The organism is Acinetobacter sp. LCT-H3, from assembly GCF_001866125.1.
GTDB classification, from domain to species: domain Bacteria; phylum Pseudomonadota; class Gammaproteobacteria; order Pseudomonadales; family Moraxellaceae; genus Acinetobacter; species Acinetobacter schindleri.
The window spans coordinates 1-22,443 of record NZ_MODX01000019.1; the positions used below are offsets into that span (position 1 = coordinate 1).

At 43.7% G+C, this 22,443-nt stretch carries 28 protein-coding genes; 15 read left to right on the plus strand and 13 right to left on the minus strand.

The genetic code is table 11. From position 1 onward, the window contains the following. Window positions 1–77 precede the first annotated feature (77 nt). The 5 genes from BK820_RS10510 to rplM form a co-directional block, all read right to left on the minus strand. Window positions 78–731 (minus strand): hypothetical protein, encoded by a 654-nt coding sequence (locus BK820_RS10510; protein ID WP_071320875.1) that lies wholly within the window; start codon window positions 729–731, stop codon window positions 78–80. A 19-nt stretch (window positions 732–750) separates the two neighbouring features. Further along, complete coding sequence (locus BK820_RS10515) at window positions 751–1,179, minus strand: ClpXP protease specificity-enhancing factor (protein ID WP_071320876.1); 429 nt, start codon at window positions 1,177–1,179, stop codon at window positions 751–753. 13 nt (window positions 1,180–1,192) lie between these two features. Further along, window positions 1,193–1,843, minus strand: a complete 651-nt coding sequence (locus tag BK820_RS10520; protein WP_004811304.1) for a glutathione S-transferase N-terminal domain-containing protein — start codon at window positions 1,841–1,843, stop codon at window positions 1,193–1,195. Window positions 1,844–2,177: 334 nt separating this feature from the next. After that, on the minus strand, window positions 2,178–2,564 hold the full coding sequence (gene rpsI, locus BK820_RS10525; protein ID WP_004811301.1) for a 30S ribosomal protein S9: 387 nt from the start codon (window positions 2,562–2,564) through the stop codon (window positions 2,178–2,180). Between the two features lie 12 nt (window positions 2,565–2,576). Further along, a complete protein-coding gene (rplM, locus tag BK820_RS10530; RefSeq protein ID WP_004811299.1) occupies window positions 2,577–3,005 on the minus strand; it encodes a 50S ribosomal protein L13 in 429 nt (142 codons plus the stop codon). A gap of 302 nt (window positions 3,006–3,307) precedes the next feature. Here rplM and pdxA point away from each other — a divergent pair, with 302 nt between their 5' ends. Genes pdxA through BK820_RS10545 form a run of 3 tightly spaced genes read left to right on the plus strand, consistent with a single transcriptional unit; the run spans window position 3,308 to window position 5,985 of the window. After that, a complete protein-coding gene (pdxA, locus tag BK820_RS10535) occupies window positions 3,308–4,276 on the plus strand; it encodes a 4-hydroxythreonine-4-phosphate dehydrogenase PdxA (RefSeq protein ID WP_071320877.1) in 969 nt (322 codons plus the stop codon). Window positions 4,277–4,309: 33 nt separating this feature from the next. Further along, entirely contained in the window at window positions 4,310–5,122 is an 813-nt protein-coding gene (gene rsmA, locus BK820_RS10540; protein WP_071320878.1) for a 16S rRNA (adenine(1518)-N(6)/adenine(1519)-N(6))-dimethyltransferase RsmA, read from the plus strand. 5 nt (window positions 5,123–5,127) lie between these two features. Further along, window positions 5,128–5,985, plus strand: a complete 858-nt coding sequence (locus BK820_RS10545; RefSeq protein ID WP_071320879.1) for a symmetrical bis(5'-nucleosyl)-tetraphosphatase — start codon at window positions 5,128–5,130, stop codon at window positions 5,983–5,985. Window positions 5,986–6,032: 47 nt separating this feature from the next. Here the strand turns inward: BK820_RS10545 and BK820_RS10550 are convergent, their stop codons facing one another. From BK820_RS10550 to BK820_RS15770, 6 genes are all read right to left on the minus strand, one after another. Then, entirely contained in the window at window positions 6,033–6,482 is a 450-nt protein-coding gene (locus BK820_RS10550; RefSeq protein WP_048881122.1) for a DUF2147 domain-containing protein, read from the minus strand. A gap of 69 nt (window positions 6,483–6,551) precedes the next feature. Further along, window positions 6,552–6,995 carry a hypothetical protein gene (locus tag BK820_RS10555; protein ID WP_071320880.1) on the minus strand — a complete coding sequence of 148 codons (444 nt, stop codon included), beginning with the start codon at window positions 6,993–6,995 and terminating at the stop codon, window positions 6,552–6,554. 529 nt (window positions 6,996–7,524) lie between these two features. Beyond that, window positions 7,525–8,199, minus strand: a complete 675-nt coding sequence (locus BK820_RS10560; RefSeq protein WP_071320881.1) for an LrgB family protein — start codon at window positions 8,197–8,199, stop codon at window positions 7,525–7,527. A 9-nt stretch (window positions 8,200–8,208) separates the two neighbouring features. Further along, window positions 8,209–8,580, minus strand: a complete 372-nt coding sequence (locus tag BK820_RS10565) for a hypothetical protein (protein ID WP_048881124.1) — start codon at window positions 8,578–8,580, stop codon at window positions 8,209–8,211. A 32-nt stretch (window positions 8,581–8,612) separates the two neighbouring features. Beyond that, window positions 8,613–9,953, minus strand: coding sequence for a ribosome rescue GTPase HflX (gene hflX / locus BK820_RS10570; protein WP_071320882.1), 1,341 nt, complete (start codon window positions 9,951–9,953; stop codon window positions 8,613–8,615). A 92-nt stretch (window positions 9,954–10,045) separates the two neighbouring features. Next, window positions 10,046–10,177 (minus strand): hypothetical protein, encoded by a 132-nt coding sequence (locus BK820_RS15770; RefSeq protein WP_265735834.1) that lies wholly within the window; start codon window positions 10,175–10,177, stop codon window positions 10,046–10,048. A 187-nt stretch (window positions 10,178–10,364) separates the two neighbouring features. On the opposite strand from BK820_RS15770, the gene BK820_RS10575 reads away from it, so the two are divergent. Next, window positions 10,365–11,195, plus strand: coding sequence for a lysophospholipid acyltransferase family protein (locus tag BK820_RS10575; RefSeq protein ID WP_071320915.1), 831 nt, complete (start codon window positions 10,365–10,367; stop codon window positions 11,193–11,195). 89 nt (window positions 11,196–11,284) lie between these two features. Here BK820_RS10575 and BK820_RS10580 read toward each other — a convergent pair whose 3' ends face one another. Continuing rightward, window positions 11,285–11,833: an NUDIX hydrolase gene (locus BK820_RS10580; RefSeq protein WP_008304383.1), complete on the minus strand. Its 549-nt coding sequence runs from the start codon at window positions 11,831–11,833 to the stop codon at window positions 11,285–11,287. 124 nt (window positions 11,834–11,957) lie between these two features. Here BK820_RS10580 and BK820_RS10585 point away from each other — a divergent pair, with 124 nt between their 5' ends. The 9 genes from BK820_RS10585 to BK820_RS10625 all read left to right on the plus strand — a co-directional run bounded on the left by BK820_RS10585 (window position 11,958) and on the right by BK820_RS10625 (window position 20,261). After that, window positions 11,958–12,572 (plus strand): NUDIX hydrolase, encoded by a 615-nt coding sequence (locus BK820_RS10585; RefSeq protein WP_004893234.1) that lies wholly within the window; start codon window positions 11,958–11,960, stop codon window positions 12,570–12,572. Between the two features lie 15 nt (window positions 12,573–12,587). After that, entirely contained in the window at window positions 12,588–13,118 is a 531-nt protein-coding gene (locus BK820_RS10590; protein WP_071320883.1) for a gamma carbonic anhydrase family protein, read from the plus strand. Between the two features lie 135 nt (window positions 13,119–13,253). Continuing rightward, entirely contained in the window at window positions 13,254–13,919 is a 666-nt protein-coding gene (gene tsaB / locus BK820_RS10595; protein WP_071320884.1) for a tRNA (adenosine(37)-N6)-threonylcarbamoyltransferase complex dimerization subunit type 1 TsaB, read from the plus strand. Window positions 13,920–13,935: 16 nt separating this feature from the next. Continuing rightward, a complete protein-coding gene (locus BK820_RS10600) occupies window positions 13,936–14,760 on the plus strand; it encodes an undecaprenyl-diphosphate phosphatase (protein ID WP_071320885.1) in 825 nt (274 codons plus the stop codon). Next, window positions 14,754–15,575, plus strand: a complete 822-nt coding sequence (locus BK820_RS10605) for a class I SAM-dependent methyltransferase (protein WP_071320886.1) — start codon at window positions 14,754–14,756, stop codon at window positions 15,573–15,575. Before BK820_RS10600 ends, BK820_RS10605 begins: the two co-directional genes overlap by 7 nt. Before the next feature lie 121 nt (window positions 15,576–15,696). Beyond that, window positions 15,697–17,097 (plus strand): C13 family peptidase, encoded by a 1,401-nt coding sequence (locus BK820_RS10610; protein ID WP_071320887.1) that lies wholly within the window; start codon window positions 15,697–15,699, stop codon window positions 17,095–17,097. Between the two features lie 39 nt (window positions 17,098–17,136). Beyond that, window positions 17,137–17,973 (plus strand): S-formylglutathione hydrolase, encoded by an 837-nt coding sequence (gene fghA, locus BK820_RS10615; protein ID WP_071320888.1) that lies wholly within the window; start codon window positions 17,137–17,139, stop codon window positions 17,971–17,973. 116 nt (window positions 17,974–18,089) lie between these two features. Further along, window positions 18,090–19,208, plus strand: a complete 1,119-nt coding sequence (locus BK820_RS10620; RefSeq protein ID WP_071320889.1) for a YjgN family protein — start codon at window positions 18,090–18,092, stop codon at window positions 19,206–19,208. A gap of 12 nt (window positions 19,209–19,220) precedes the next feature. Beyond that, window positions 19,221–20,261, plus strand: coding sequence for a M48 family metallopeptidase (locus BK820_RS10625; protein ID WP_005221047.1), 1,041 nt, complete (start codon window positions 19,221–19,223; stop codon window positions 20,259–20,261). A gap of 3 nt (window positions 20,262–20,264) precedes the next feature. Here the strand turns inward: BK820_RS10625 and BK820_RS10630 are convergent, their stop codons facing one another. Continuing rightward, a complete protein-coding gene (locus BK820_RS10630; protein ID WP_071320890.1) occupies window positions 20,265–20,555 on the minus strand; it encodes a DUF2218 domain-containing protein in 291 nt (96 codons plus the stop codon). A 173-nt stretch (window positions 20,556–20,728) separates the two neighbouring features. Between BK820_RS10630 and rpe the strand changes: the two genes are divergently transcribed. Both rpe and sugE read left to right on the plus strand, forming a co-directional pair. Beyond that, window positions 20,729–21,415 (plus strand): ribulose-phosphate 3-epimerase, encoded by a 687-nt coding sequence (gene rpe / locus BK820_RS10635; protein ID WP_071320891.1) that lies wholly within the window; start codon window positions 20,729–20,731, stop codon window positions 21,413–21,415. A gap of 643 nt (window positions 21,416–22,058) precedes the next feature. Beyond that, complete coding sequence (sugE, locus tag BK820_RS10640) at window positions 22,059–22,376, plus strand: quaternary ammonium compound efflux SMR transporter SugE (RefSeq protein WP_004811247.1); 318 nt, start codon at window positions 22,059–22,061, stop codon at window positions 22,374–22,376. The last annotated feature ends 67 nt before the right edge of the window (window positions 22,377–22,443 follow it).

The following is a 22,443-nucleotide window of genomic DNA, read 5'->3' on the forward strand; positions in this document are numbered from 1 at the left end:
ATTTTTTAGTTATATGCTGTATGTTTACATAGAAATAAAAAACCAGCTCAAAGCTGGTTTTTTATTAGATGGATAATTTAAGCAAACACTTTCATAACCTGATCTAGAAGTACCCATAGGATCACAATCGCCACTACAGGCTCTGCAATTTTTGCCCAAGTTAGCGCATTGACTACAACCACATCTTCAACGTCATGTTCTAGGGACTGATTGTTTTGGCTGACCATCTGATTAAACTCCTTCATCGTTGCCTCCAATGATAGCTCTTCTTGTGGCATTGGTTTAGAGCCTTTCAGTTCTAACAGATTATTTGTTGTCCAAACCCAATCATCTGCTTGACCAGAAAGATGCTCGATCTGACCATATAACAGTTCCTGAATACTGTTCAGATTATGATTGCCGGTATCATGTAGCTGTTTAAGCTCTATTAGCTGAAGTTTGAAAATCTCATAAATATTGGCTTCTTGTACTTCACGAGAAAGAGTAGACTGATTAGATTTAAGTGTACTCAGATGACGGGCAATTTCCTGGATATATAGTTCATCAGGATGATTAATTTCATTATAGATCTTATTCGGATTAAGCTTCCATTCACTAACCAGCTTACCTAAAATCAGCGCACTGATTTCGGCAATGTATGCACGACGTTCCTGCTTTGGATACTGACTTAGAAGCTCAGGCTTTTGAGTTTCTATCTGTTCAACAAAATATTGTACTAAATCAAAAGCCATTCACTTACTCCGTTCTTATTTAATCTAATAACCTGAGGCTTGGTTTTTTCTTTGGTGTTTCAGGTTCTTCTTCAATGTTTGATTTTAAAGCATCTTCTTTAGTTTGTGTATGCTCATATTCATTTGGATCAAAGAATAGTCCCTGACCATTTTCACGTGCATAGATGCCAAGTACCGCAGCCATTGGTACATAAATATCACGTGATACACCACCGAAACGTGCAGAGAATGTAATCGCGTCATTGCTCATATGTAGCGCATGTACGGCGTGTGGTACGATATTTAGAATGATCTGGCCATCTTTAATAAACTGTTCTGGAACCATGGTATTTGGACGCGTAGCATCAACCAATAGGTATGGTGTCATATTGTTATCACAGATCCATTCATAAATCGCACGAGACATATAAGGACGTGTAGGCGTAAGGTTGAATTCCTGTTCAGACATAATGAATACTCGATTAATTTGATAACTGGGCAGCGTAGCGGTTCTTTTCCTGCAACGTCATTGATTTGATAAAAGCAGGACGGCTGAAGATTCGCTGGCAATACAGATAGAATGGGCGGCATTGCTGTTTAGGTAATTCTACACCCATACTGTGCAAACGGATGAACATCGGCGCAAGCATGCAGTCCAAGATACTGAACTGCTCTGACATGAAATAGGGAAAGTGCTGAAATAGTGGCATCAGTGATACCAGAATATCGCGAAGCTGTTTTTGCGCCTGAGCTTTCGCAGCGGGATCTAAAGAATCCGGGTGTTTGAGCATGATATCGGCCAGTTTAAGCCAGTCATGTTCAAAGCGCCATAGATATTGGCGTTGCTCAGCTCGCGGCATCGGTGCATCGGCATAGAGCTTGTTCTGGCGATAGCGATCATCAATATATTCAGAAATAATCTGGCTAATAAATAATTTCAGATCATTTTCAATCAGCATCGGTAGCTGATTATAAGGATTTAGACTGGCCAAGTCCTCATCGTCACTATCGACCAAGATTAAATGATATTTAATTTGTTTTTCGGTAAGAACGTAGCGAATCCAATGGGAACGAAAGTCATCGGCATGGCTATATAAGGTGATTCCTTGAAGTGGCGCGCTTTCGACTGACATAAATCCTGAGCAAATTTTAGTGAGTAGAATAGGATACTAAAAATCAACCTAAAAAGCACGAAGCATAAAAGACCAATTGGCTTTTGACAGGGTAGATTATAAGAAAAAATGAAAGGAGCAGAACAAGATGATCATGAATTTAGGTTTAATCATAGTGTTTGTGATTATAGGTATAGCCAACTATTATCTGACCAAGTCCTTCTGGTGTCATGAAGGGGTATGGGGTAAAGATGTTCATGAACAATAATATATACAATTCTATTCAGTGGTAAATTTAAAGCCATAAAAAAACCCTGGAATAAACCAGGGTTTTTTGTCCGATTCGGTAAACGAATTAACGTTTAGAGAATTGAGGACGTTTACGAGCTTTACGTAAACCAAGTTTCTTACGTTCAACTTCACGAGCATCACGAGTAACGAAACCAGCTTGACGAAGAGCAGGTTTAAGAGTTTCGTCAGCAGCGATCAATGCACGAGTAATACCGTGACGGATAGCGCCTGCTTGACCACCGATACCACCACCAGCAACAGTGATGTAAAGGTCGTATTTGTTAGTTGCTTCAAGAAGTTCTAACGGTTGGTTAACAACCATACGAGCAGTCTCACGACCGAAGTATTGTTCTAAAGAACGGTTGTTAATTACGAGTTTACCAGTACCAGCAGATAGGAAAACACGTGCAGTTGCGGTCTTACGGCGACCTGTACCATAGTTTGTAGCCATGTGCTGTATCCCTTAGATGTCCAAAACTTGTGGCTGTTGAGCTGTGTGAGGATGCTCAGTACCAGCGTACACTTTCATTTTCTTGATCATTGCATAACCAAGAGGACCTTTTGGCAACATGCCTTTAACAGCGCGTTGGAAGATCTCTTCTGGTTTGTGTGCAACTAATTTCTCGAAGTTAGTTTCACGGATACCACCAGGGAAACCAGTATGGCGATAATATTTCTTATCAAGTGATTTTTTACCAGTCACTTGAACTTGCTCAGCATTAATAACAACGATGTAATCACCAGTGTCAACGTGAGGAGTATAAGAAGTTTTGTGCTTACCGCGTAAACGACGAGCGATTTCCGTCGCAAGACGGCCTAGAGTTTTGCCAGAAGCATCAACAACGTACCAGTCGTGTTGAACTTCAGCTGGCTTAGCGCTGAGAGTTTTCATTAAACCACTACCTATTATAGTTGGTTTGGACGGTGGAATCTGTCCAAACAAAAGGAGACGAGATTCTAAACGAATACGTGAAGAATCACAAATGAAAGTTAAAAATTTCAAGCGCTGTATTTTATATAATCTACGAGCATAAGGGAAGAAAAATTAAGCAGAATGCATAAAAATAACTGGCGAGATTTGTAACGCAGATTTCTCTGAGAATCACAACAGTCCAAAACACTGTACAGATCGCTGCACGCAAGCCTGTTTGAAACAGGCTATACTATTGAAGGCCTTAGTGAATAGAGAAGAAGATGCTGCCTTTATATGTCACCAGCGGTGAACCTGCCGGAATTGGTCCTGATATCTGCTTGAGTCTGGCAAATCGGGTTGATGAGCGTCCGATTGTGGTACTTGCGGATCTGGAAATGTTGGGTCAGCGTGCCCAGCAACTAAATCTGGCAATAGAGCTGATTGAATATAAGGGACAAGAGTCTTCTTCTGAAGAAGGTCAGCTCTATGTCGAGCATGTACCTTTAAAACAACAAGTGATATTGGGTGAGCTCAATAGCCATAACGCTGCTTATGTATTGGAACAATTACGTCGTTCAGCTGACTATGCCATGACCGGGAAAAGTGTTGGTGTGGCAACAGCACCAGTGCAAAAGTCAGTCATTAATGATGCCGGAATCCATTTCAGTGGGCATACTGAATATTATCAGGAATTTGCCGGTGTGGCTCGTGTGGTGATGATGCTAGCGACCAAAACTTTGCGTGTTGCTTTAGCAACAACGCATCTTCCGTTACGGGCAGTCGCGGATGCAATTACGCCTGAGCGTCTGCATCAAGTCATTAATATTTTAATTCATGATTTACAATCCAAATTTAAAATCGAACAGCCAAAGATTCTGGTCTGTGGTTTAAATCCGCATGCAGGCGAGGGCGGTTATTTGGGGATGGAAGAGATTGACGTGATCAATCCAGTATTGGAAACTTATCGTGCTCAAGGCATCAATATGAGCTTGAGCTTACCTGCTGATACCTTATTTACCCCGGAAAATTTAAAAGATGCCGATGCTGTTCTGGCGATGTATCACGATCAGGGCTTACCTGTGTTAAAATCGCAAGGCTTTGGTGAAGCCATCAATATTACTTTGGGCTTACCGTTTATCCGAACTTCTGTCGATCATGGCACAGCACTCTCCCTCGCAGGTACAGGACTTGCGAAAAGCTCAAGCTTACATGTCGCTGTCGATCTGGCGCTGGATTTAGCGCGCCACTGATGACTGTTCATTACTCACGTTGGAAATGTTTTTATGTATCAAATTAATGCCTTAAACCCAAAAGATGAAGGGCATCACACGCGTAAGCGTTTTGGTCAAAACTTCTTACATGACCAACGTGTCATTGCCAAAATTGTCCGTTCCGTGAATCCACGTGCGGGTGAAAATATTGTTGAAATTGGTCCCGGTCTTGCGGCTTTAACTTCACCTTTAATTGGTGAATGTGATGCTTTAACCGTTCTAGAGCTTGACCGTGACTTGGCTGCAGGTTTGCCGGGTCGTGTGCCGCATCCTGAACGTCTAACGATTATTGAAACAGATGCATTGAAGTACGACTTCACCAATTTATTTAAAGGAGGTCGTCCACTACGTGTCGTGGGTAACCTGCCATATAACATTTCGACACCCTTATTGTTCCATCTCCTGGAATTCGGTGACAAAGTTAAAGACATGCACTTCATGCTGCAAAAAGAAGTGGTGGATCGTATTACCGCTTCACCGAACACCAAAGAATATGGCCGTTTGTCGGTGATGATTCAGTATTATTGCAAACCGACATTCTTGTTTGAAGTGCCACCAGGTTCGTTTAATCCGCCGCCAAAAGTGACTTCTGCGGTATTCCGTTTAGAACCCTATGACGTAAAACCGATCGTGGCGAAGAATGAAAAAGCTTTGGCACGTCTGGTATCGCATGTGTTTACCCAGCGTCGTAAAACTTTGCGTAATAGCCTGAAAGGCATGCTGGTTGAAGATGGTTTTGAAAAGGCAGGTGTAGATCCGATGGCGCGTCCAGAGACCCTGACACTTGCTCAATTTGTGGCTTTATCTGATCAAATGGTAGCTTAAAAAGAATGACTCGCACTGTTCGATACAATTATGTGATTGGTGATGTGCAAGGCTGTTTTGAGGCCTTAAAGGCATTGCTGAAAGAAATCCGCTTTGATCCGGATCAGGATTTTATCTGGTTTGCGGGTGACCTGGTCGCTCGGGGTGAAAACTCGCTGGGCGCACTGCGCTTCATTAAAAAGTTGGTCGACAATAGTGTCGCTGCAACAGTGCTAGGCAACCATGATTTGACTTTGTTGGCTTATGCGCGTGGCATTAAGCCGATTAAAGACAAGGACAATGTCCGTGATGTGATTGATGCCATCGACAGTGATGATCTGATTGACTGGCTGCGGAAACAGCCTATGTGTCTGTTCCCGAATGAACAGACAGTGCTCACGCATGCTGGTATTCCTAAACTTTGGGATGTTGCCAAGACTGCTGAGTTAGCCAAAGAAGTAGAAGCAGTCATAGGTCATGATGATTTTGAAATCATGGATGCGTTCCTGAGCGATATGTTTGGTAAAGAGCCAGCACTCTGGTCAGATGAGTTACAGGGTCATGAACGTATACGTTGTATCGTGAATTACCTGACGCGGATGCGTTTAACCGATACAGAAGGACGTTTAGAATACAGTTTTAAAGACTCTCTGAATGATCCAATGCCGGAAGGCTTCAGACCCTGGTTTGAGTTTGACTCGAAAGCTGCCAAGACGCATCAGATTATTTTCGGGCATTGGGCAGGATTACAGGGTAAGACAATTTCCGAACATGTTCAAAATGTAGATGGCGGGTGTGTTTGGGGAAATCAGCTGATTGCGTATCGATTGGAAGATAAAGAATTATTTAAGGTTGATAATCCGGTCATGTCATCCTCAAGCTAAGCCATAATAAAAAAGCCACATGATGTGGCTTTTTTATTTACAGGGCCTTAATCCAGTCTGATCCAGGTTTGGCTGCGACCTAATGCGGATACTCCCATATAGCCACGTAAGGTCAGACGTTTACCAGTGGCATTCAGGCGAGCTTTGGCATCATAAATTTTTCCGGTCAGCGGATCGATGATCCGACCCTTATCATAGTTATTGGCTTTACCTACTTGTTTTAAGCCGGTAAGTAAGTCCATGCCTAAGATCGGTTGATTGGTATACGGAGCCGGGCAGTTGTTACAGCTTTTTTGTGGGGTATAACCAGGGCGAGGCGTTACTTTAACGATTTTACCTACGTAAGTACCGTTATTTTCTTGACGAATTTCAATAATGGCTTTAGGGGAGCCAGTTTTATCATCAATTTGTTGCCAAGTGCCGGTTAAATCCTGTGCAAAAGCTGACACAGTCATACATGCACCCATTAGCATCATTGCGATTTTAGATTTTTTCATATTAATCATCCCCATGTGGTTTGTTACAGACAGTCACTAGTTATTTTTTGATCAGTCTGCACTAAGAATTCAGTTGTGTTTAAGTCCCATGACCGAAACTTGAGTATGGTCATATAAATTTAAGGGATTACCATCGACAGCGACCTGATTAATCAGGTCATGAACATGAATATGTATATCGGATGCTGATTGCAGCGTAGCGTTTCCAGCATGATGTAATGCAGTGAATTTCAATTTATTGAAGGCTTCTGGCTCCAGTATTTCAAATGAGTACTGAGTGGAGGGCAAATGATCAGCACCTTGTTTTATTGGCTTATTACCAAAAAGTGGGTGGGATAACGAGGTGCCTAAATTTCTAGATAAGCCACCTCTATTATACTTCGCCGATTTAATCAGGACCATGGCCGGATCTGTCTTGTCATGCATCTGCTGCCAGCTGCTTATCCAATTCTCTCCACAAGAAATTGGGTTTAAAGCAACACCAGATGTCCTGAAAACACTCATTGTTTTCATTCAATTTCCTTGTATTTCAAAATCAAATATCCATTTGATTTGCTTCACTCTTGCTGTATATGAAGTTTTAATACACAAAGACTAAAAAATCTATATGTTTATTATTCATACAACCTTATATAAAAAAATGCAAGTTGAATATAGGCAGAGATTCATATTTAAGTCTTAAAGATTATAACAATATTCTTGTTAGTGGAAACGTGATTTTTAACCCATATTGAATGATGTATAGGAAAGTGAGAGAAAAATATTTAAAATAACTGACCAAAGAGACAGCGTGTAGCCAAGTTAAAAATAGGGTAGATTTAGTAATATTAAAACGCTTGAAAAGATTATAAATATATAAAATTACTGAATTAAAATCTGTCATTTAGGTCAATTTAATTACTGGTATGAAACTTAAATGAATTTATGAAGTGACTAACTTGTCATTAGAATTTAATAGTTCATATTTCTATCTAAATCGATATAAGAATAAAATGACTATATAAAATAGATATAGTCATCCAGAAATGACGATGTGGTCAGATTAAAGATTCTGAAGATATAGAATAAAAGTCGGTAGCCAGAGGGCCGTAAAGACAGCATTCACTGCCATACCAAATGCTGCGTATCGACCTGCAACACTACCACGCTGCCAGGCCTGCGCTGTACCAATCGCATGGGCGGCAAGGCCCAGTGCAAGACCAGAAGCACGTTCGTCATTGATATGACGCAGAATAAGGGGGGAAAACGCAGCCCCAATGACACCAGACAGAATTACAATCAGAATCACCAAGCTAATTGGTGCATCCAGTAAAGTTGCGATATTAATCGCAATTGGGGTAGTAACTGCACGAGTGGCAAAGGCCATGATGTCACCGGCTGCCATATGTAACAGATAAGCGAGTCCCATGGGTAGGGCAACTGCACTGATACTGGCGAAGATCAGAATTCCAATCACACCTTTTAATGGCAGGTCATCATAGCGCATTGCTGCCAGAGGAATTGCCAAGGCCACCGTAACATAGCCTAAAAGACGGTTAAACAAGGGATTGGTGTCTTCCGTATAATGTTCATAAGGAACACCCAGTACAAACAGAATAGCCAGCACGAAGAACATACCAAAGACAATGACCGGAATTTTAGGAATCACACGGTTACATGGTTTTGCCGCAAGATAGGCCGCCAGCGTGATCAGGAAACCATAGAGTACAGATAACATAATGATCTCCTAAAGCCAGCGCTTGGCCATTTTTGCATAGACCCATAATGGAATGAGCGTACTAACAAACAGAATCAGCAGAAAGGCTGGAATTTTATGTCCCATATGCACCAGCATCATCAATGAGCCGGCGCTGACAGGTAAAAATGCAAAGGCACTTTCTTTCATAATCTTGTTATTGGTATCTACCAGTCGGGCAGGAATTTTGCTCCAGCGACGCCAGCTAAACAGGACGATGAGCAGGCTGATCAAACCGACCAGATTGCCTAACTCAGGGTGCTCTAGCTGGGTCATGATCCATACTGCTGTTTCCCGAAAAACAATAATTAGAAGCAGCGTGCCGATCCATGCTGGCCAATCTATATGCTTAATCCAGTTCATTTTAGAGTCTATTTAATTTGATTTGTCGAGTTTTAGTCGATCTTACGCGGTATTTCAAATTCTTCAAGTGGCCGTTGAAACTGAACTGCTTGCTCACCCAAAATATCTTCTAGGGATAGATGTGCCTGGCGGATGATCTGTGCCAGTTTCTGTGGGGCAATACTGACCTGCAAATGCAGCTGACCTTGCTCATCATAATGCTCGGACTGAATCACATTCAGCTCATAAAGCTGATTACGCAGTTTGCCATGTGCAGGCTGTAACTTAAGTTCAAACTTTTGTAGTTCTCCCATCAACGCTTCATGTACCGCCTTACGTAGCAGGTCAATCCCTTCTCCCGTGTGAGCAGACACATAGACCCGTTCTGGCTGATTGGGTTTGTGATAGATAATCTTGGCGTCTTCACCGCTTTGGTCAATTTTATTATAGACACGAAGTACTGGAACATTAGCCCCAATTTCCTTGAGCACACTTTCTACTGCATCAATCTGTTCCAGAATTTCCGGACTGCTGGAATCAATCACGTGCAGCAACAGGGTGGCTTCTAAGGTTTCTTCCAAAGTCGCTTTAAAAGATTCTACCAGTGAGTGAGACAGGTTACGCACGAATCCTACCGTATCTGCCAGTACTACAGTGCCAATGCCTTCCCAGTCCAGACGGCGCAAGGTCGGATCCAGAGTGGCAAACAGCTGGTCAGCGGCATAGACATCGCTATCTGCAAGAATATTAAACAGGGTAGATTTACCGGCATTGGTATAACCAACCAGAGAAATGGTAGGTACAGCAGCTTTCTGACGGGCTACACGACCTTGCATCCGGGTTTGACGGACTTTATCCAGTCGGGCTTTCAGTTGCCCCATCCGTACACGCAGCAAACGTCGGTCAGTTTCTAATAAAGTTTCACCAGGGCCACGTAAACCAATACCCCCTTTCTGGCTATCCAGATTGCCACGACTACGAATCAGGCGAGAAGAAAGATGCTGTAACTGGGCCAGTTCGACCTGTAATTTACCTTCATAAGTACGGGCACGCAGCGCGAAAATATCCAGAATGAGTTCTGTACGGTCCACCACCCGACATTTAACAACGCGCTCAAGGTTACGTGCCTGCGCAGGGGTCAGGGTATGATCAAAAATCACCAGATCAGCTTCAAGAGCTTCAACTTTTTCTGCAATTTCCTCAGCCTTGCCGGAGCCGATAAAATATTTAGGATCGGGTCTTAAACGCTGAGCATACATATGCTCAAGAATTTCTGCCCCTGCTGAACTGGCCAACAGGTGAAATTCTTCTGCATCCAGATCCTTCAGCATCTGCACGGTCACACTGACCAGAATGACACGATCTTTGGCACGATGCTGTTCAAAATATTCCACTCAGTCCACACTCTACTTAAAAACTTTTTTTAATAGAATTCATTTTAGTGGAAAAAGACAGGGACAGATAGCATTGCTCTGTGAGTTTTGGGTTAGAGTGCAGCAACAAAAAGTTGAGCCAGACCGACTAAAACAGCCGCGTAGAATGCGGTTGTCACAAAAATGTATTTCAGTGCTTGTGTGGGTTGAAGAGTTTCAACCGTAACCTTTGGATCTTGCTGCATGCTAAAACTCCATAATTTGTTCATTCAATGGAAATATAATAATTCATCGTATAATTGAATAAAAATTGCTAAATTTAATCCGTCTGAACGGTTTTTATAATCAATGCATGTTCAGAATGAACAGTATAGAATGGTAAAGATACGTGAAGATGATGACCTGAATCGACCTGGAAATAGTGATCCTTGTATGCACTCGACTATAAATAATGAAACATCTGAAATTCGTGGTTTAGCAAAATTTTTGCTCTATAGCAGAAAAATGTTTGCCTCTGTCGCAGCAGTGAGTGAAGGGTTCTATCTGGTTTACCGACACGGTTTATACAAGAATCCGAATAACCCACATAACACGCGATATGTGCAGTATTTCTGTCGTCAGTTATGCAAGGTATTTAATATTGAAGTGCAGGTACATGGCACTATTCCACGAGAACCCGCCCTTTGGGTAAGTAATCATGTGTCCTGGCTGGATATTGCAGTACTCGGTTCTAGTGCACGGGTATTTTTCCTAGCTAAAGCCGAGATTGAACAGTGGCCGCTGCTTGGCAAACTGGCGAAGGGCGGGGGAACTTTATTTATCAAGCGTGGGTCGGGAGATTCAGTCCGAATCCGTGAGCAGATTACCGGATTTTTAAAACAGGATATTCCAGTGCTGTTTTTCCCTGAAGCCACCACTTCAGATGGACGTGCAATTAAGAAGGTCCATGGCAGGATTCTGGGGGCGGCGATTGAAGCAAAGCGCCCGGTACAGATTTGCCTGATTTGTTATGTCAATCAGCAGGGGGAGCTAGATACGGTCGCGCCTTTTATTGGTCAGGTCGGTTTCGCTGAGCATGTACGTAAAGTGTTAGAGATGCCAAATGTCACGGCACACTTAATGGCATTACCGGGCATTTCTACAGAAGGTCATACGGTGGATACGCTGACGCCGTTGGTGCAGGAAAAGATGAATGAAGGTCTGAAGTATTTACAGAATAAAGTCCTGAAAACACCCTTGGAAGTTGCTGTATCAGTTTCATAGGTAAAACAAACAGAATTATTTTCCAAAAACTAAAATGAGCGTTTATTGGCGCTCATTTTTTTATGTGCAGCATTCAGTAGTTTGTTGTTTTAACCGGTGTGATCCAGACGTGAACCCAAGGTTTCAAGATGCATCGGGAAAACATTATTTTTACGGTCTTCAAAATAATGACGTAAGGTCCTTTCTACACTCGGGAATGCCAGTTCTGCCCAAGGAATATCCACTTCGTCAAACAGGCGTGATTCAATGGTTTCTTCACCAGCACCAAATTTGCCTTCCACCAGTTGAGTTTTAAACAGCACATAAATCTGACCGATCCGTGGAATATTGTACATACAGTACAGTTGTTCGATTTCCACTTCAGCTTCGGCTTCTTCACGGGTTTCACGTGCTGCGCCTTGTTCCATGGTTTCAAACAGTTCCATATAGCCGGCAGGTAAGGTCCACAGGCCATAACGGGGTTCAATCGCGCGTCGGCATAGCAGTACTTTGTCTTCCCAGACCACTAGGGATCCGCAAATAATCTTTGGATTAATATAATGAATAAAACCACAGGAGCTGCAGACATGACGAAGTTTTTGATCACCTAAAGGTATTTTTTCAGTTGTCTTATGTCCACAGGCCGTACAGAAGTTCATATTCATCATCAATGACAAAAAGTAGACTCAGGATAACTGAAAAATTGAAATTTGGCATCAATTCTATCCTCAGGAATCAAAAATCAGCTATGATGAAATCATAATGAGAATGAGGAAAGCGTGGATGGATGAACGCGATTTAACACACAGATTACAGCAACGTTTGCGCTTTTCCAGGCGGATTCAGCCAGCGCATGCTGCGGTGTTAATTGCGATTACGGATGAGTCGAATCCCAAGGTCTTACTCACCCGCCGTTCGGCTTATTTGTCCAATCATGCCGGTGAGGTTTCTTTTCCGGGCGGTAAGCGTGATCCGCAGGACACCAGCAATATCGTCGTAGCGCTACGCGAAGCCTATGAGGAAACCGCACTGAACCCTTTTGATGTGCAGCTCATTGGTGATCTGCCCATGCAAAAGGCACGAAATGGCATGCTGGTAAAACCGATTGTCGGACTGATTCCACCGAAAGTTCAGCTGGTTCCACAACCTACTGAAATTGACCGGATTTTCTTTGCCTCACTGCGGCATTTACTTGAAGCCAAACCCACACCTTATGAAGTACGCTTTGCCCAGCAGTCCTTATATTTCCCGAGTATGCGCGTGGAAAATGAAGTGGTCTGGGGGCTGACTGCGCGTATGCTGATTTCTTTATTTCAGTATGGCCTCGACTATAAAAAAGACTGGCCATTCTTACTTAATTCACCAGCTTTTAAACGATCAAAATTCTTTCAGGACTGAAGAGGATATTCAGGCATGTTGTACAAATTTCAGGGACATTCTCCAAAAGCGCTGCAACAACCATGGGATGGTTGGGTCGCACCCACAGCGACCGTGATTGGTCAGGTTGAATTGGGCAAACAGGTCAGTATCTGGTTTGGTGCCGTGGTGCGTGGTGATAACAGCAAAATCCATCTTGGAGACTATACCAATGTGCAGGAAAATGCTGTGCTGCATACTGATGCGGGGATTGAAATGTATATTGGTGATTATGTGACGATTGGTCACCAAGCCATGCTGCATGGCTGTACCATCGGTGATAATAGCCTGATCGGGATTCAGGCTATAATTCTCAATAATGCCGTGATTGGTAAAAACTGTATCATTGGCGCGAATGCGCTGATTCCGGAAGGAAAAGTGATTCCGGACAATTCTGTGGTAATGGGATCGCCGGGCAAGGTGATAAAAACCCTAGATGAAGATACTGTACAAAAGCTGAAAATGAGCGCACTGCATTATGCCAACCATTTTCAGAAGTTCCAGCCACTGGAACAAGTTGAGCTTTAAGCAACTCATCTACCTGTATTTATTAACCTGGCGATGGCCAGGTTTTTTTGTATCTGTTTCGGGAAAATCTCGCGTAGCGGATATGAGTGGAGTATCATATCCGCGTTTTTTATATTCTCTGAATTAAGGTTGTGCATGAAAGTGCTGGCATTGGAAACTGCCAATGAGCAGTGTTCCGTTTCTGTGATTGATGACACTCAAGAATTATTTTTCCAACTTGATGCGCGCGCAAAGGCACAAACGCAAACAATTCTCCCAATGATCGAGCAGGCTTTAAAAGATTTAAGCCTAGCGGTTTCTGATTTGACGGCGATTGCATTTAGTCGTGGACCGGGTTCATTTAGCGGTGTGCGTATTAATGCCGCGGTAACACAAGCCTTGGCTTGGTCGAATGACCTGCCTGTGGTACCCGTTTCGACCTTACAGGCCTTGGCACAGGCGGCATACCGTTTGCATGGTCTGACGGAAGTGACTGCGGTACTCGATGCACGTATGAATGAAGTTTATATCGCCAGCTATCAGCTGGATGCTCAAGGCATTATGCAGCCAGTAGATGAAGAACAGTTGCTTGGTTATGAACAGGGTAGCGCCACAGTAAAATTTGCTGTAGTCGGCTCAGGCGCTCATCTGCTTCAAACAGAAGCCACTGAATACAAGAATGTTACTGCGACTGCACAGGATATTGCCACGATAGCGCGTGTGGCAGCAGCATTAGAAAACTGGGTTAGTGCTGAATTGGCACTGCCGGTCTATTTACGCGATAACGCATGGAAAAAAATTCCAGAACAAGGCAAAGCATAATTAATCAGGATTAAGCATGGATCTATTACTGCTGCTGAAAGCGGCAATCATGGGTATTGTTGAGGGTATTACTGAGTTCTTACCGATTTCCAGTACAGGGCATTTGATTCTGGCTTCAGAATTAATGAATTTCTGGACCAAGGAAAAGAGTGATGTTTTCGTGATTGCCATTCAGATGGGGGCAATCGCAGCAGTAATTTATGAATACTGGACACGTCTGTGGGGAGCCGCCACCGGGATTGTCAGTGGTGAACCACAAGGACGCCGTCTCGGTATTGGTCTGATTCTGGCTTCGATTCCAATCGTACTTATCGGGCTGACTTTTGGTCAGACTGTAAAAGAATTGTTATTCAACAATATTGCAATTGCGATTGGCTTGATTGTGGGTGGTCTGATCATTATCTGGATCGAAAAAAATCCACCTCAAGTCCGTGCCCAAGAAGTTGAAGACCTGACCATTAAAGATGCTATCTGGATTGGTCTGATTCAGGTCTTATCGCTGATTCCAGGTACTTCACGTTCTGGTGCCACCATTATCGGTGCGATGTTCCTCGGTGTATCACGTAAGGCAGCGACTGAGTTTTCCTTCTTTATGGGTATCCCGGTAATTGTCGGTGCAGGCCTGTTAGACTTATACCAGAGCTATGACGTGTTTAGTGGGACTCAGGACTGGGTGGTACTTACTGTTGGTCTTTTAGTCTCCTTTATTTCAGCATTGTTATTGATCCGTGCGTTAGTCGCTTATGTCGCGAAGCGTGATTTCATGATTTTTGCCTGGTACCGTATTGTATCGGGACTGCTCATTTTATTGTTTGCATACACAGGCTGGACATTATGGTAAGCGAGATTCGCTTATACACTGAAACTGCATATATCGAGAAAGCACAGCACTTTGAGGCTGTGCTTTCTTCTCGTGGTGTACAGGTTCAGATTGAGACCGTAGAAAAACTCAATGCGCGTTTCTTTCGCCTGAATCCCGAACTGGCACTGTGTGTTGATGCGGACGGTTTATGGCTATCTGCCAATGGCATGAAAATGCAACCGGACTGGAAAGCGGAAGTGGGGCGTTTAAAACGTGCTTCACTGAAGTCGGAAATGATTGCACGTGCTTGCAACCTGGGTGAAAAGCCGACCCTAATTGATGCGACTGCCGGTCTTGGTCATGACAGCCTGTTGATGGCACATCTTGGTGCGCATGTCACTCTGGTCGAACGTCATCCGATTCTGTTTACCTTGCTGGAAGATACCCATACGCGTGCGCAGAATGATGCTTTCCTGAATCCGGTTGTATCGCGTATTCATCTGGTCTTCTCTGATTCTGCTGACTATTTAATCCAGCAGGCAGCAGAAAGCGCCATGGTGGATGTCGTTTATCTGGATCCGATGTTCCCGCAGCGTGACCAGAATCAGCAGGCACCCAAGAAACAGGCACAGGTGAAAAAACAGATGCAGCTATTGCATATGCTTTTGCCTGAAGATGGTGAAATGGACCTTGGCGATAACCTGCTGGAACTGGCACAGAAAATTGCTAAACGGGTGGTGGTGAAGCGTCCGCGTCTTGCCGTTTTTCTGGCTGATAAAGCACCCGATCATCAATGGCAAGGGGATGCTTGTCGCTTTGATGCGTATTTTCAGCATGATCTTGTAGCTGAATAAGATAATTGCTTCAAAATTCGCCAAGGATTTGTTATATAGTTAAAAATAGCATTGATAAAAGTCCTATCAAGCATAAACTTATTCTGCGAATTAGCGAGCCACTTGATCTCCCCGAAATCCTATGATCGACTTCAAACCATCCATTAATTTTTGGCACGATTTTAAGAGCAATCAAATTGCCGGAATATGGTTGTTTCTGGGGTCGAGGCGTTCCCTGCAAATGGTACGTCCCTCCATTCTTCAACTGGTGTTCTGGGGCATTCTGGGCGGTTGTGCCAACAGCCTGTTCAGTTGGCTCAGTTCAGGCCGGATTGGGGAATTTAACTCCCAAGGTCTGGTTAGCTACGCACTCTGGCCTTTTATTGCCCTGATTGTTGGAATTTTTCTGTCACAGCGGATCAATAATCCGCGTTTGATGCTGGTGCCGGCCCTGCTTTGGCTGGTACTGGATACGCACATTATGCTGTTCCAGTGTCTGATTCAGTATCTGGGCGATCTCGACTATCTGCCGTACATCCTGTATGACTATATCCCGACCTTATTTGTGATGCTGTTTGTCTGGCAAAGTCTGGCTGTGGTCTGGGTATTCTCACGTGAGCTGAAATGGCCGTGGTGGGAACGGGCACTAATTATGCTGGCAACCCTGTTTACCTTGGTCGTTTGGCAGATTTCTGTCAAAGATCAGCCGATCTGGAAAGTGGAAGAAGTCCCGCCAAGCTTTGCTGAAGATGCCTTCTATGCACAACCTAATTTACTAAACAAAGCGTTGGATTCTATTGAATATGGCGAGTTTGCGCAATCACACTGGTATTTTGTGGGTGTGGCAGGTGCCAGCTATCAAGATGTATTCTATTCAGAGATCGAACGGATTAAGGAACAGTTTGATACCCGCTTTGGAACCTTTGGTCGTTCGATTGCCTTGGTAAATCACCCAGCAGCTCGTACCGAGATGCCAATTGCTTCCAAAACCAGTATGGAACTGGCTTTACGCCGTATTGGCCAGCAGATGAATCGCGAAAGTGATGTGCTCTTCCTGTACATGACCTCGCATGGTTTGCCAAACGTATTTGAAATGGAAAATGCACCGCTAGATCTGGCACAGGTCGATCCAAAGTGGCTGCGTGACACGCTGGATGCATCCGGCATCCGCTGGCGAGTTATTGTGATTTCTGCCTGTTACTCCGGCAGTTTTGTTTCTGCACTGCAAAATGAAAATACCTTGATCATCACCGCTTCAGCAGCAGATCGCCAGTCCTTTGGCTGCTCGAATGAAGCCGACTATACCTACTTTGGCCGTGCCTTCTTTGATGAAGCGATGCGTGAGCAGGACAGCTTCAAGGAAGCTTTTACACAAGCCAGCCAGACGGTAGCGAAGTGGGAAAGTGCACAAGGCTTTGAACCTTCTGAGCCACAGTGGGTCATCGGTAAGAATATGGAGTTGATGTTACCTCAGCTTGAACAACGTCTTTTCCCGCCAGCGACAACAGCTTCAGCTTCCCAGTCAGTCGCTTTGGCGCCCTAAACTGATCAATGACTTTAGAAAATAGAAAAAGGAATCATGATGGAACTGCTACAGAATAATAGATGTTTTGAAGGTGAACAGCGAATCTATCGCTTTGATTCTGAAGTGCTAAAAAATTCAGCGCGCTTTGGTATATTTCTACCGCCGCAAGCCTTGGCAGGACAAAGCTGCCCAGCATTATTCTATTTGGCAGGTCTGACCTGTACTGAAGAAACCTTTGCGATTAAAGCGCATGCGCAGCGTCTGGCAGCACAGCTGGGCCTGATTCTGGTTACGCCAGATACCTCGCCACGTGGTGAAGGGGTAGCTGAAGGGGATAACTGGGACATTGGACAGGGTGCCGGTTTCTATATCAATACAACGCAGTCTCCTTGGGCTGAACACTTCCAGATGGAAAGCTTCATCATGAATGAGCTTTATCCATTAGTGAATGAAGAATTTGAGATCCAGTCGGGCAGAATCGGTATCTTTGGACATTCGATGGGGGGGCATGGTGCATTAACCTTGGCATTTAAATATCCAGAAAAATTTGTCTCTGTTTCTGCCTTTGCTCCGATCTGTGCACCAAGCCAATGCCCTTGGGGTGAAAAGGCCTTTAGCAATTATTTAGGTGAAGATCGTGCAGAATGGGCCAAACATGATGCGACTGAACTGGTCAAAGCCAAAGGTGCACTTTATCCGGATATCCTGATTGACCAAGGCTTTAATGATCAGTTCTATAGCCAGCTGAATCCCGCCTTATTCCAGCAAGCTTGTGATGCCGTGGGACAAAAGCTCACCTTGCGTGAACATCAGGGCTATGATCACGGTTATTACTTTATCCAAAGCTTTGTTGATGACCATCTACAGTTCCATGCGGTACAGCTCGAAAACTGATTTTTAGCTATAACCCAAAGCAAATGACTCATGGCATGAATGCAAATATACATGGCATCCATGTCTGATCATGCGCTATGCTTGCAAAGATTTATATAATAAAAACAAGGCAGTTTATGCAAAATACCAGTGATATAGACGCATCTACAATTCCTCCAGTTATTCCACCATTTCCACCTGATATTCCAGTCACGCCGGAAGTAAGACCTGTACGGGTAGGCGGATTACAGCATTTTCGTTTTCATGGGACTGCCAGTGAATATTTCGGTATCTGGATTGTGAATATCCTGCTGACAATCGTCACTTTAGGATTGTATTCACCTTGGGCCAAGGTACGCCGTCTGCGTTATTTTTATGGTAATACTGAATTTGTACAACGCCGTTTCGACTTTACTGGGGTACCAGTCAAAATTTTGATGGGGCGTCTGATTGCGCTGGGACTATATTTTGCGATTTCGATTGCTTCAAACCTGTCTACTACAGCGACACTGGTCGGGTTGCTGATTCTTTATCTGGCAGTGCCCTGGCTGATTCGGGCGACACTACGATTTAATGCCCGCAACAGTAAATTTGGCAATGCCCGGTTTTATTTTGGCGGCACCAATAAGGAAGCTTACTGGACCTTTATCAAAGCCATCCTGATTTATATCCTGACCCTAGGGATCTTTTTCCCGGTATTGGTCTGGCTATATAAACGTTATTGCTTTGATCATCTCTATGCAGGTCAGTTGAAATTCAAGCTGAATGCCACATGGGGCGATTACATGAAGGCCATGTATGTCCCGCTGTTTATTTTCATGGGTTTTCTGGTTGCGGTGATGATCTTTGGCATAGGTTCCAGTTTTACCAATCTTGGCAATCCTGGAGTTTTAAGCTCGCTAATCGGCTGGATTGTGGCGATTTATCTCTTTGGTTTTTTTATTATTTTCCCCCTGATGCAGGCCCGGATTTTTATTACCACCTGGAACAATACCTCTATCAGTCGTAGCCAGTTCAAGACCGAGTGTACCCAATGGCACTATACCTGGATTCTGGTGACTAACTGGATTGCACGTATTCTGAGTTTAGGTTTGCTTACACCATGGGCAGTGATTCGTCTATATCGCTATCAGGTGGAATCATTAACCCTGAATTTACATAATGATCCGGACATGATGATGAACAGAGCACAGCAGGATCACAGTGCGCTGGCAGAAGAGATCAGTGACATCTTCGATATTGATGTGTCGTTATAACAGGAGAAAAGTATGTCTGCTCAGGTCACTGACGTCATTTTCTATGATGGCATTATCTCAAAACCGCAACCGGCGCAGGTGTCCCGGATTGATGATCAGTCGGTACTGATTCGTTACGGCGAAGCTTATGCACAGCAGCGGCGTTATCTGTATGCAGACATGCAGCTGATTGGAGCACTTGGAAAAATTCAGCCAGTGGTTGAACTCAAAGATGATGCCCGCCTGGAGTTTTCTTCTGAGCTGCCAGAATGGTTTAATTTGCAGCGTAAGGGATTACAGCACTCGATCTGGAAGCTGGAACGCACTCCGGCTTTGATTCTGTTTAGTGTGGTATTTGTACTGGCACTGGGTTTTGCGACAATTAAATGGGGCATTCCAGCAGCTTCCTATCATGTGGCTCATCATCTGCCTGCCAACACTTTGACGCGTATGGGCGATGAAGCAGAAAGCTATGTCTTGAAGATGACTGAAGATACTAAATTGCCTAAGGCACGTCAGCAGAAGATTGTTACGCAATATCAGCAACTGGTTGCAGGAGATCAGCCGGCGAAAGTGGTGTTCCGTCAAGGCGGAGCAATCGGTGCCAATGCACTGGCGATTCCAAACAATACCATTATCCTGACTGATGAACTGGTCGCACTGGCTCAGGATGATCGGGAAATTATGGGGGTGTTGGCGCATGAACAGGGCCATCTGGTACAGCGGCATAGCCTGCAACAGGCACTTTCCAGTTTAGGGTTTAGCGTAATTTTAATCATGATTACCGGTGATGGTTCAGACTTGCTGACCAATTTACCGGTGGCCATGGTCGGCGCCAGCTATTCGCGTAATTTTGAGGCTGAAGCAGATGACTATGCTTTAAATGCGATGCAGGCCCAGCATATTCCCACCATTCATTTTGCCAACTTTCTGGAACGCTTGGCTAAAGACAGTGGGGAAGATAAGGAGGCCGAAAGCTCAGTATGGGATTTCTTTAGTAGCCATCCTGCAACACAAGAGCGGATTAAGGCGGTAAAAGCATTTGAGGCAGAACATACACTACGACAGCCCTGAGGCTTAGAGTTGCTGAATTTGCCATTCTGCCTGTAAAGGCTCCTGACCCATCCGTTCGAGATGCTCAATGACCACCTGCTGTAGTCGCGGCAGGTCGACATCTTCCTGCTGTACCCGAATCCGTACCCGTAAATGCTGATCCATAGGTATCATTTCCACCGTCGCATTTGGCATGTGAATTTGAATATTCTGTTCAGTCGAGGCCACTTCAAATTTGTGTTGCCAATGTTTCATTAACCGTAAGGCAATACGTTGAGCTTGTAAGGTCGGAATATCAGTATAACTTTCTTGCATAGTTTGAATGATCTTGTTGAGAGGTATTCATCATAGGCGGGAGCATCCATAACCGGCAAGTCTTGTCCTATAACAATTTGTTAAGCGTATGCGATTATTGCGGCGAACAGACGCAGGCGCAAATACAATTTGTTATAATGCGGTATTCATCTCATATTCAGCCAGGTTCTTCCATGTCCAAGCCGTATTTAATTGCACCTTCTATTTTGTCTGCTGACTTTGCCCGCTTAGGTGAAGAAGTTGAAAATGTACTGGCAGCAGGTGCTGATGTTGTTCATTTTGATGTCATGGACAACCACTATGTGCCAAACCTGACTTTTGGGGCAGGTGTGTGTAAGGCATTGAAAAAATATGGCATTAAGGCGCCGATTGATGTGCATCTGATGGTCAAACCGGTCGATCGCATGATTGGTGATTTCCTTGAAGCCGGTGCGGACATTATTACTTTTCATCCGGAAGCTTCTGATCACGTTGACCGTTCTTTGCAGCTGATTAAATCTGGCGGTGCTCAGGCAGGTCTGGTATTTAATCCGGCAACACCTTTGCATTACCTTGATTATGTACTGGATAAAGTGGATCAGATCCTATTGATGAGTGTAAACCCGGGCTTTGGTGGTCAGAAATTCATTCCGATGACTTTGGATAAATTACGTCAGGCACGCAAGATCATTGATGCTTCTGGTCGTGATATCCGTCTAGAAGTAGATGGTGGTGTAGGACCAGCCAATATCCGCGAAATTGCAGAAGCAGGTGCGGATATGTTTGTGGCAGGTTCAGCGATCTTCGGTAAACCGGATTATAAAGCTGTGATTGATGAAATGCGTGCAGAACTGGCGAAAGTAGGACAAGTCACTGTCTGATCGGAATTTTATGTTATTCACAGCAATCTGTGGATAACTTTATGGATAAGTATATGGATATCTATGTGGGTAACCCTATGGATATCCAGCATAAATTGTAATCAATTGTAGCTTGGTTGTTTAAGCATTATACAAAATATGTATAAAAAGAACTCAATTTGGGTTCTTTTTCTATTTTGAAAGACTTACAAATTCTGGTGTTTTATTCACCTATGCTTACAAATCAAGCTTTATAAAAAGTGATCAACTTATTTTAAATTCGTGTTTCATTGTGTAACTTCTCCGAACAATTTTAAATTTAATTCATGTGCATAACTTAATTATTTGATGTGGTTAAACTTCTTGTTTTGGAGCAGTGCTGAGCACTTTGTTGTCATTTTTAAAGTGACTAAGAACTCTGTTTTATTCTCAACTATGTGTCTAAAGTAGCGATTTTTTCAAGAGCTGTCTTGGGTGCTTAAGTTAAGCTGAGTTAAGTTACATCTCATACGGTCAATTTTTGTAATCTACACTATATTTTTGCAAGTAATTTTATACAATCTCACAGTTTTAGGAGGAACGACCTCCCTTGATGTAAAATATTGCTTTTACTCAGGAAAAATCGTCAGGACGGCCTGATTTCTTAATTCATGAAGGAGGGCATATGGCCTGGTTTTTACTCATACTGGCAGGTCTTTTTGAGGTAGTGTGGGCCTACTCAATGAAGCTATCGGAAGGCTTCAGCAAACTGACCCCCAGCATTATTACTATCTTTTTCATGTTTCTAAGTTTTGCACTGCTGGCTTACGCTATGCGTACGCTACCTTTAGGCACCGCCTATACCATCTGGACCGGAATTGGTGCGGTTGGTTCTTTCCTGATTGGGATTTTTATTTTGGGAGAACCTGCGACTGCCATGCGCATGCTGGCAGCTGTCTTGATTATTTCCGGTCTAGTTTTGATGAAACTCTCATCTTCTTAAAGTTTATAGGGTGTACCATAACGTCAATGTTTCAGTATTTATTTATATCAGCCTTATATTGATCATT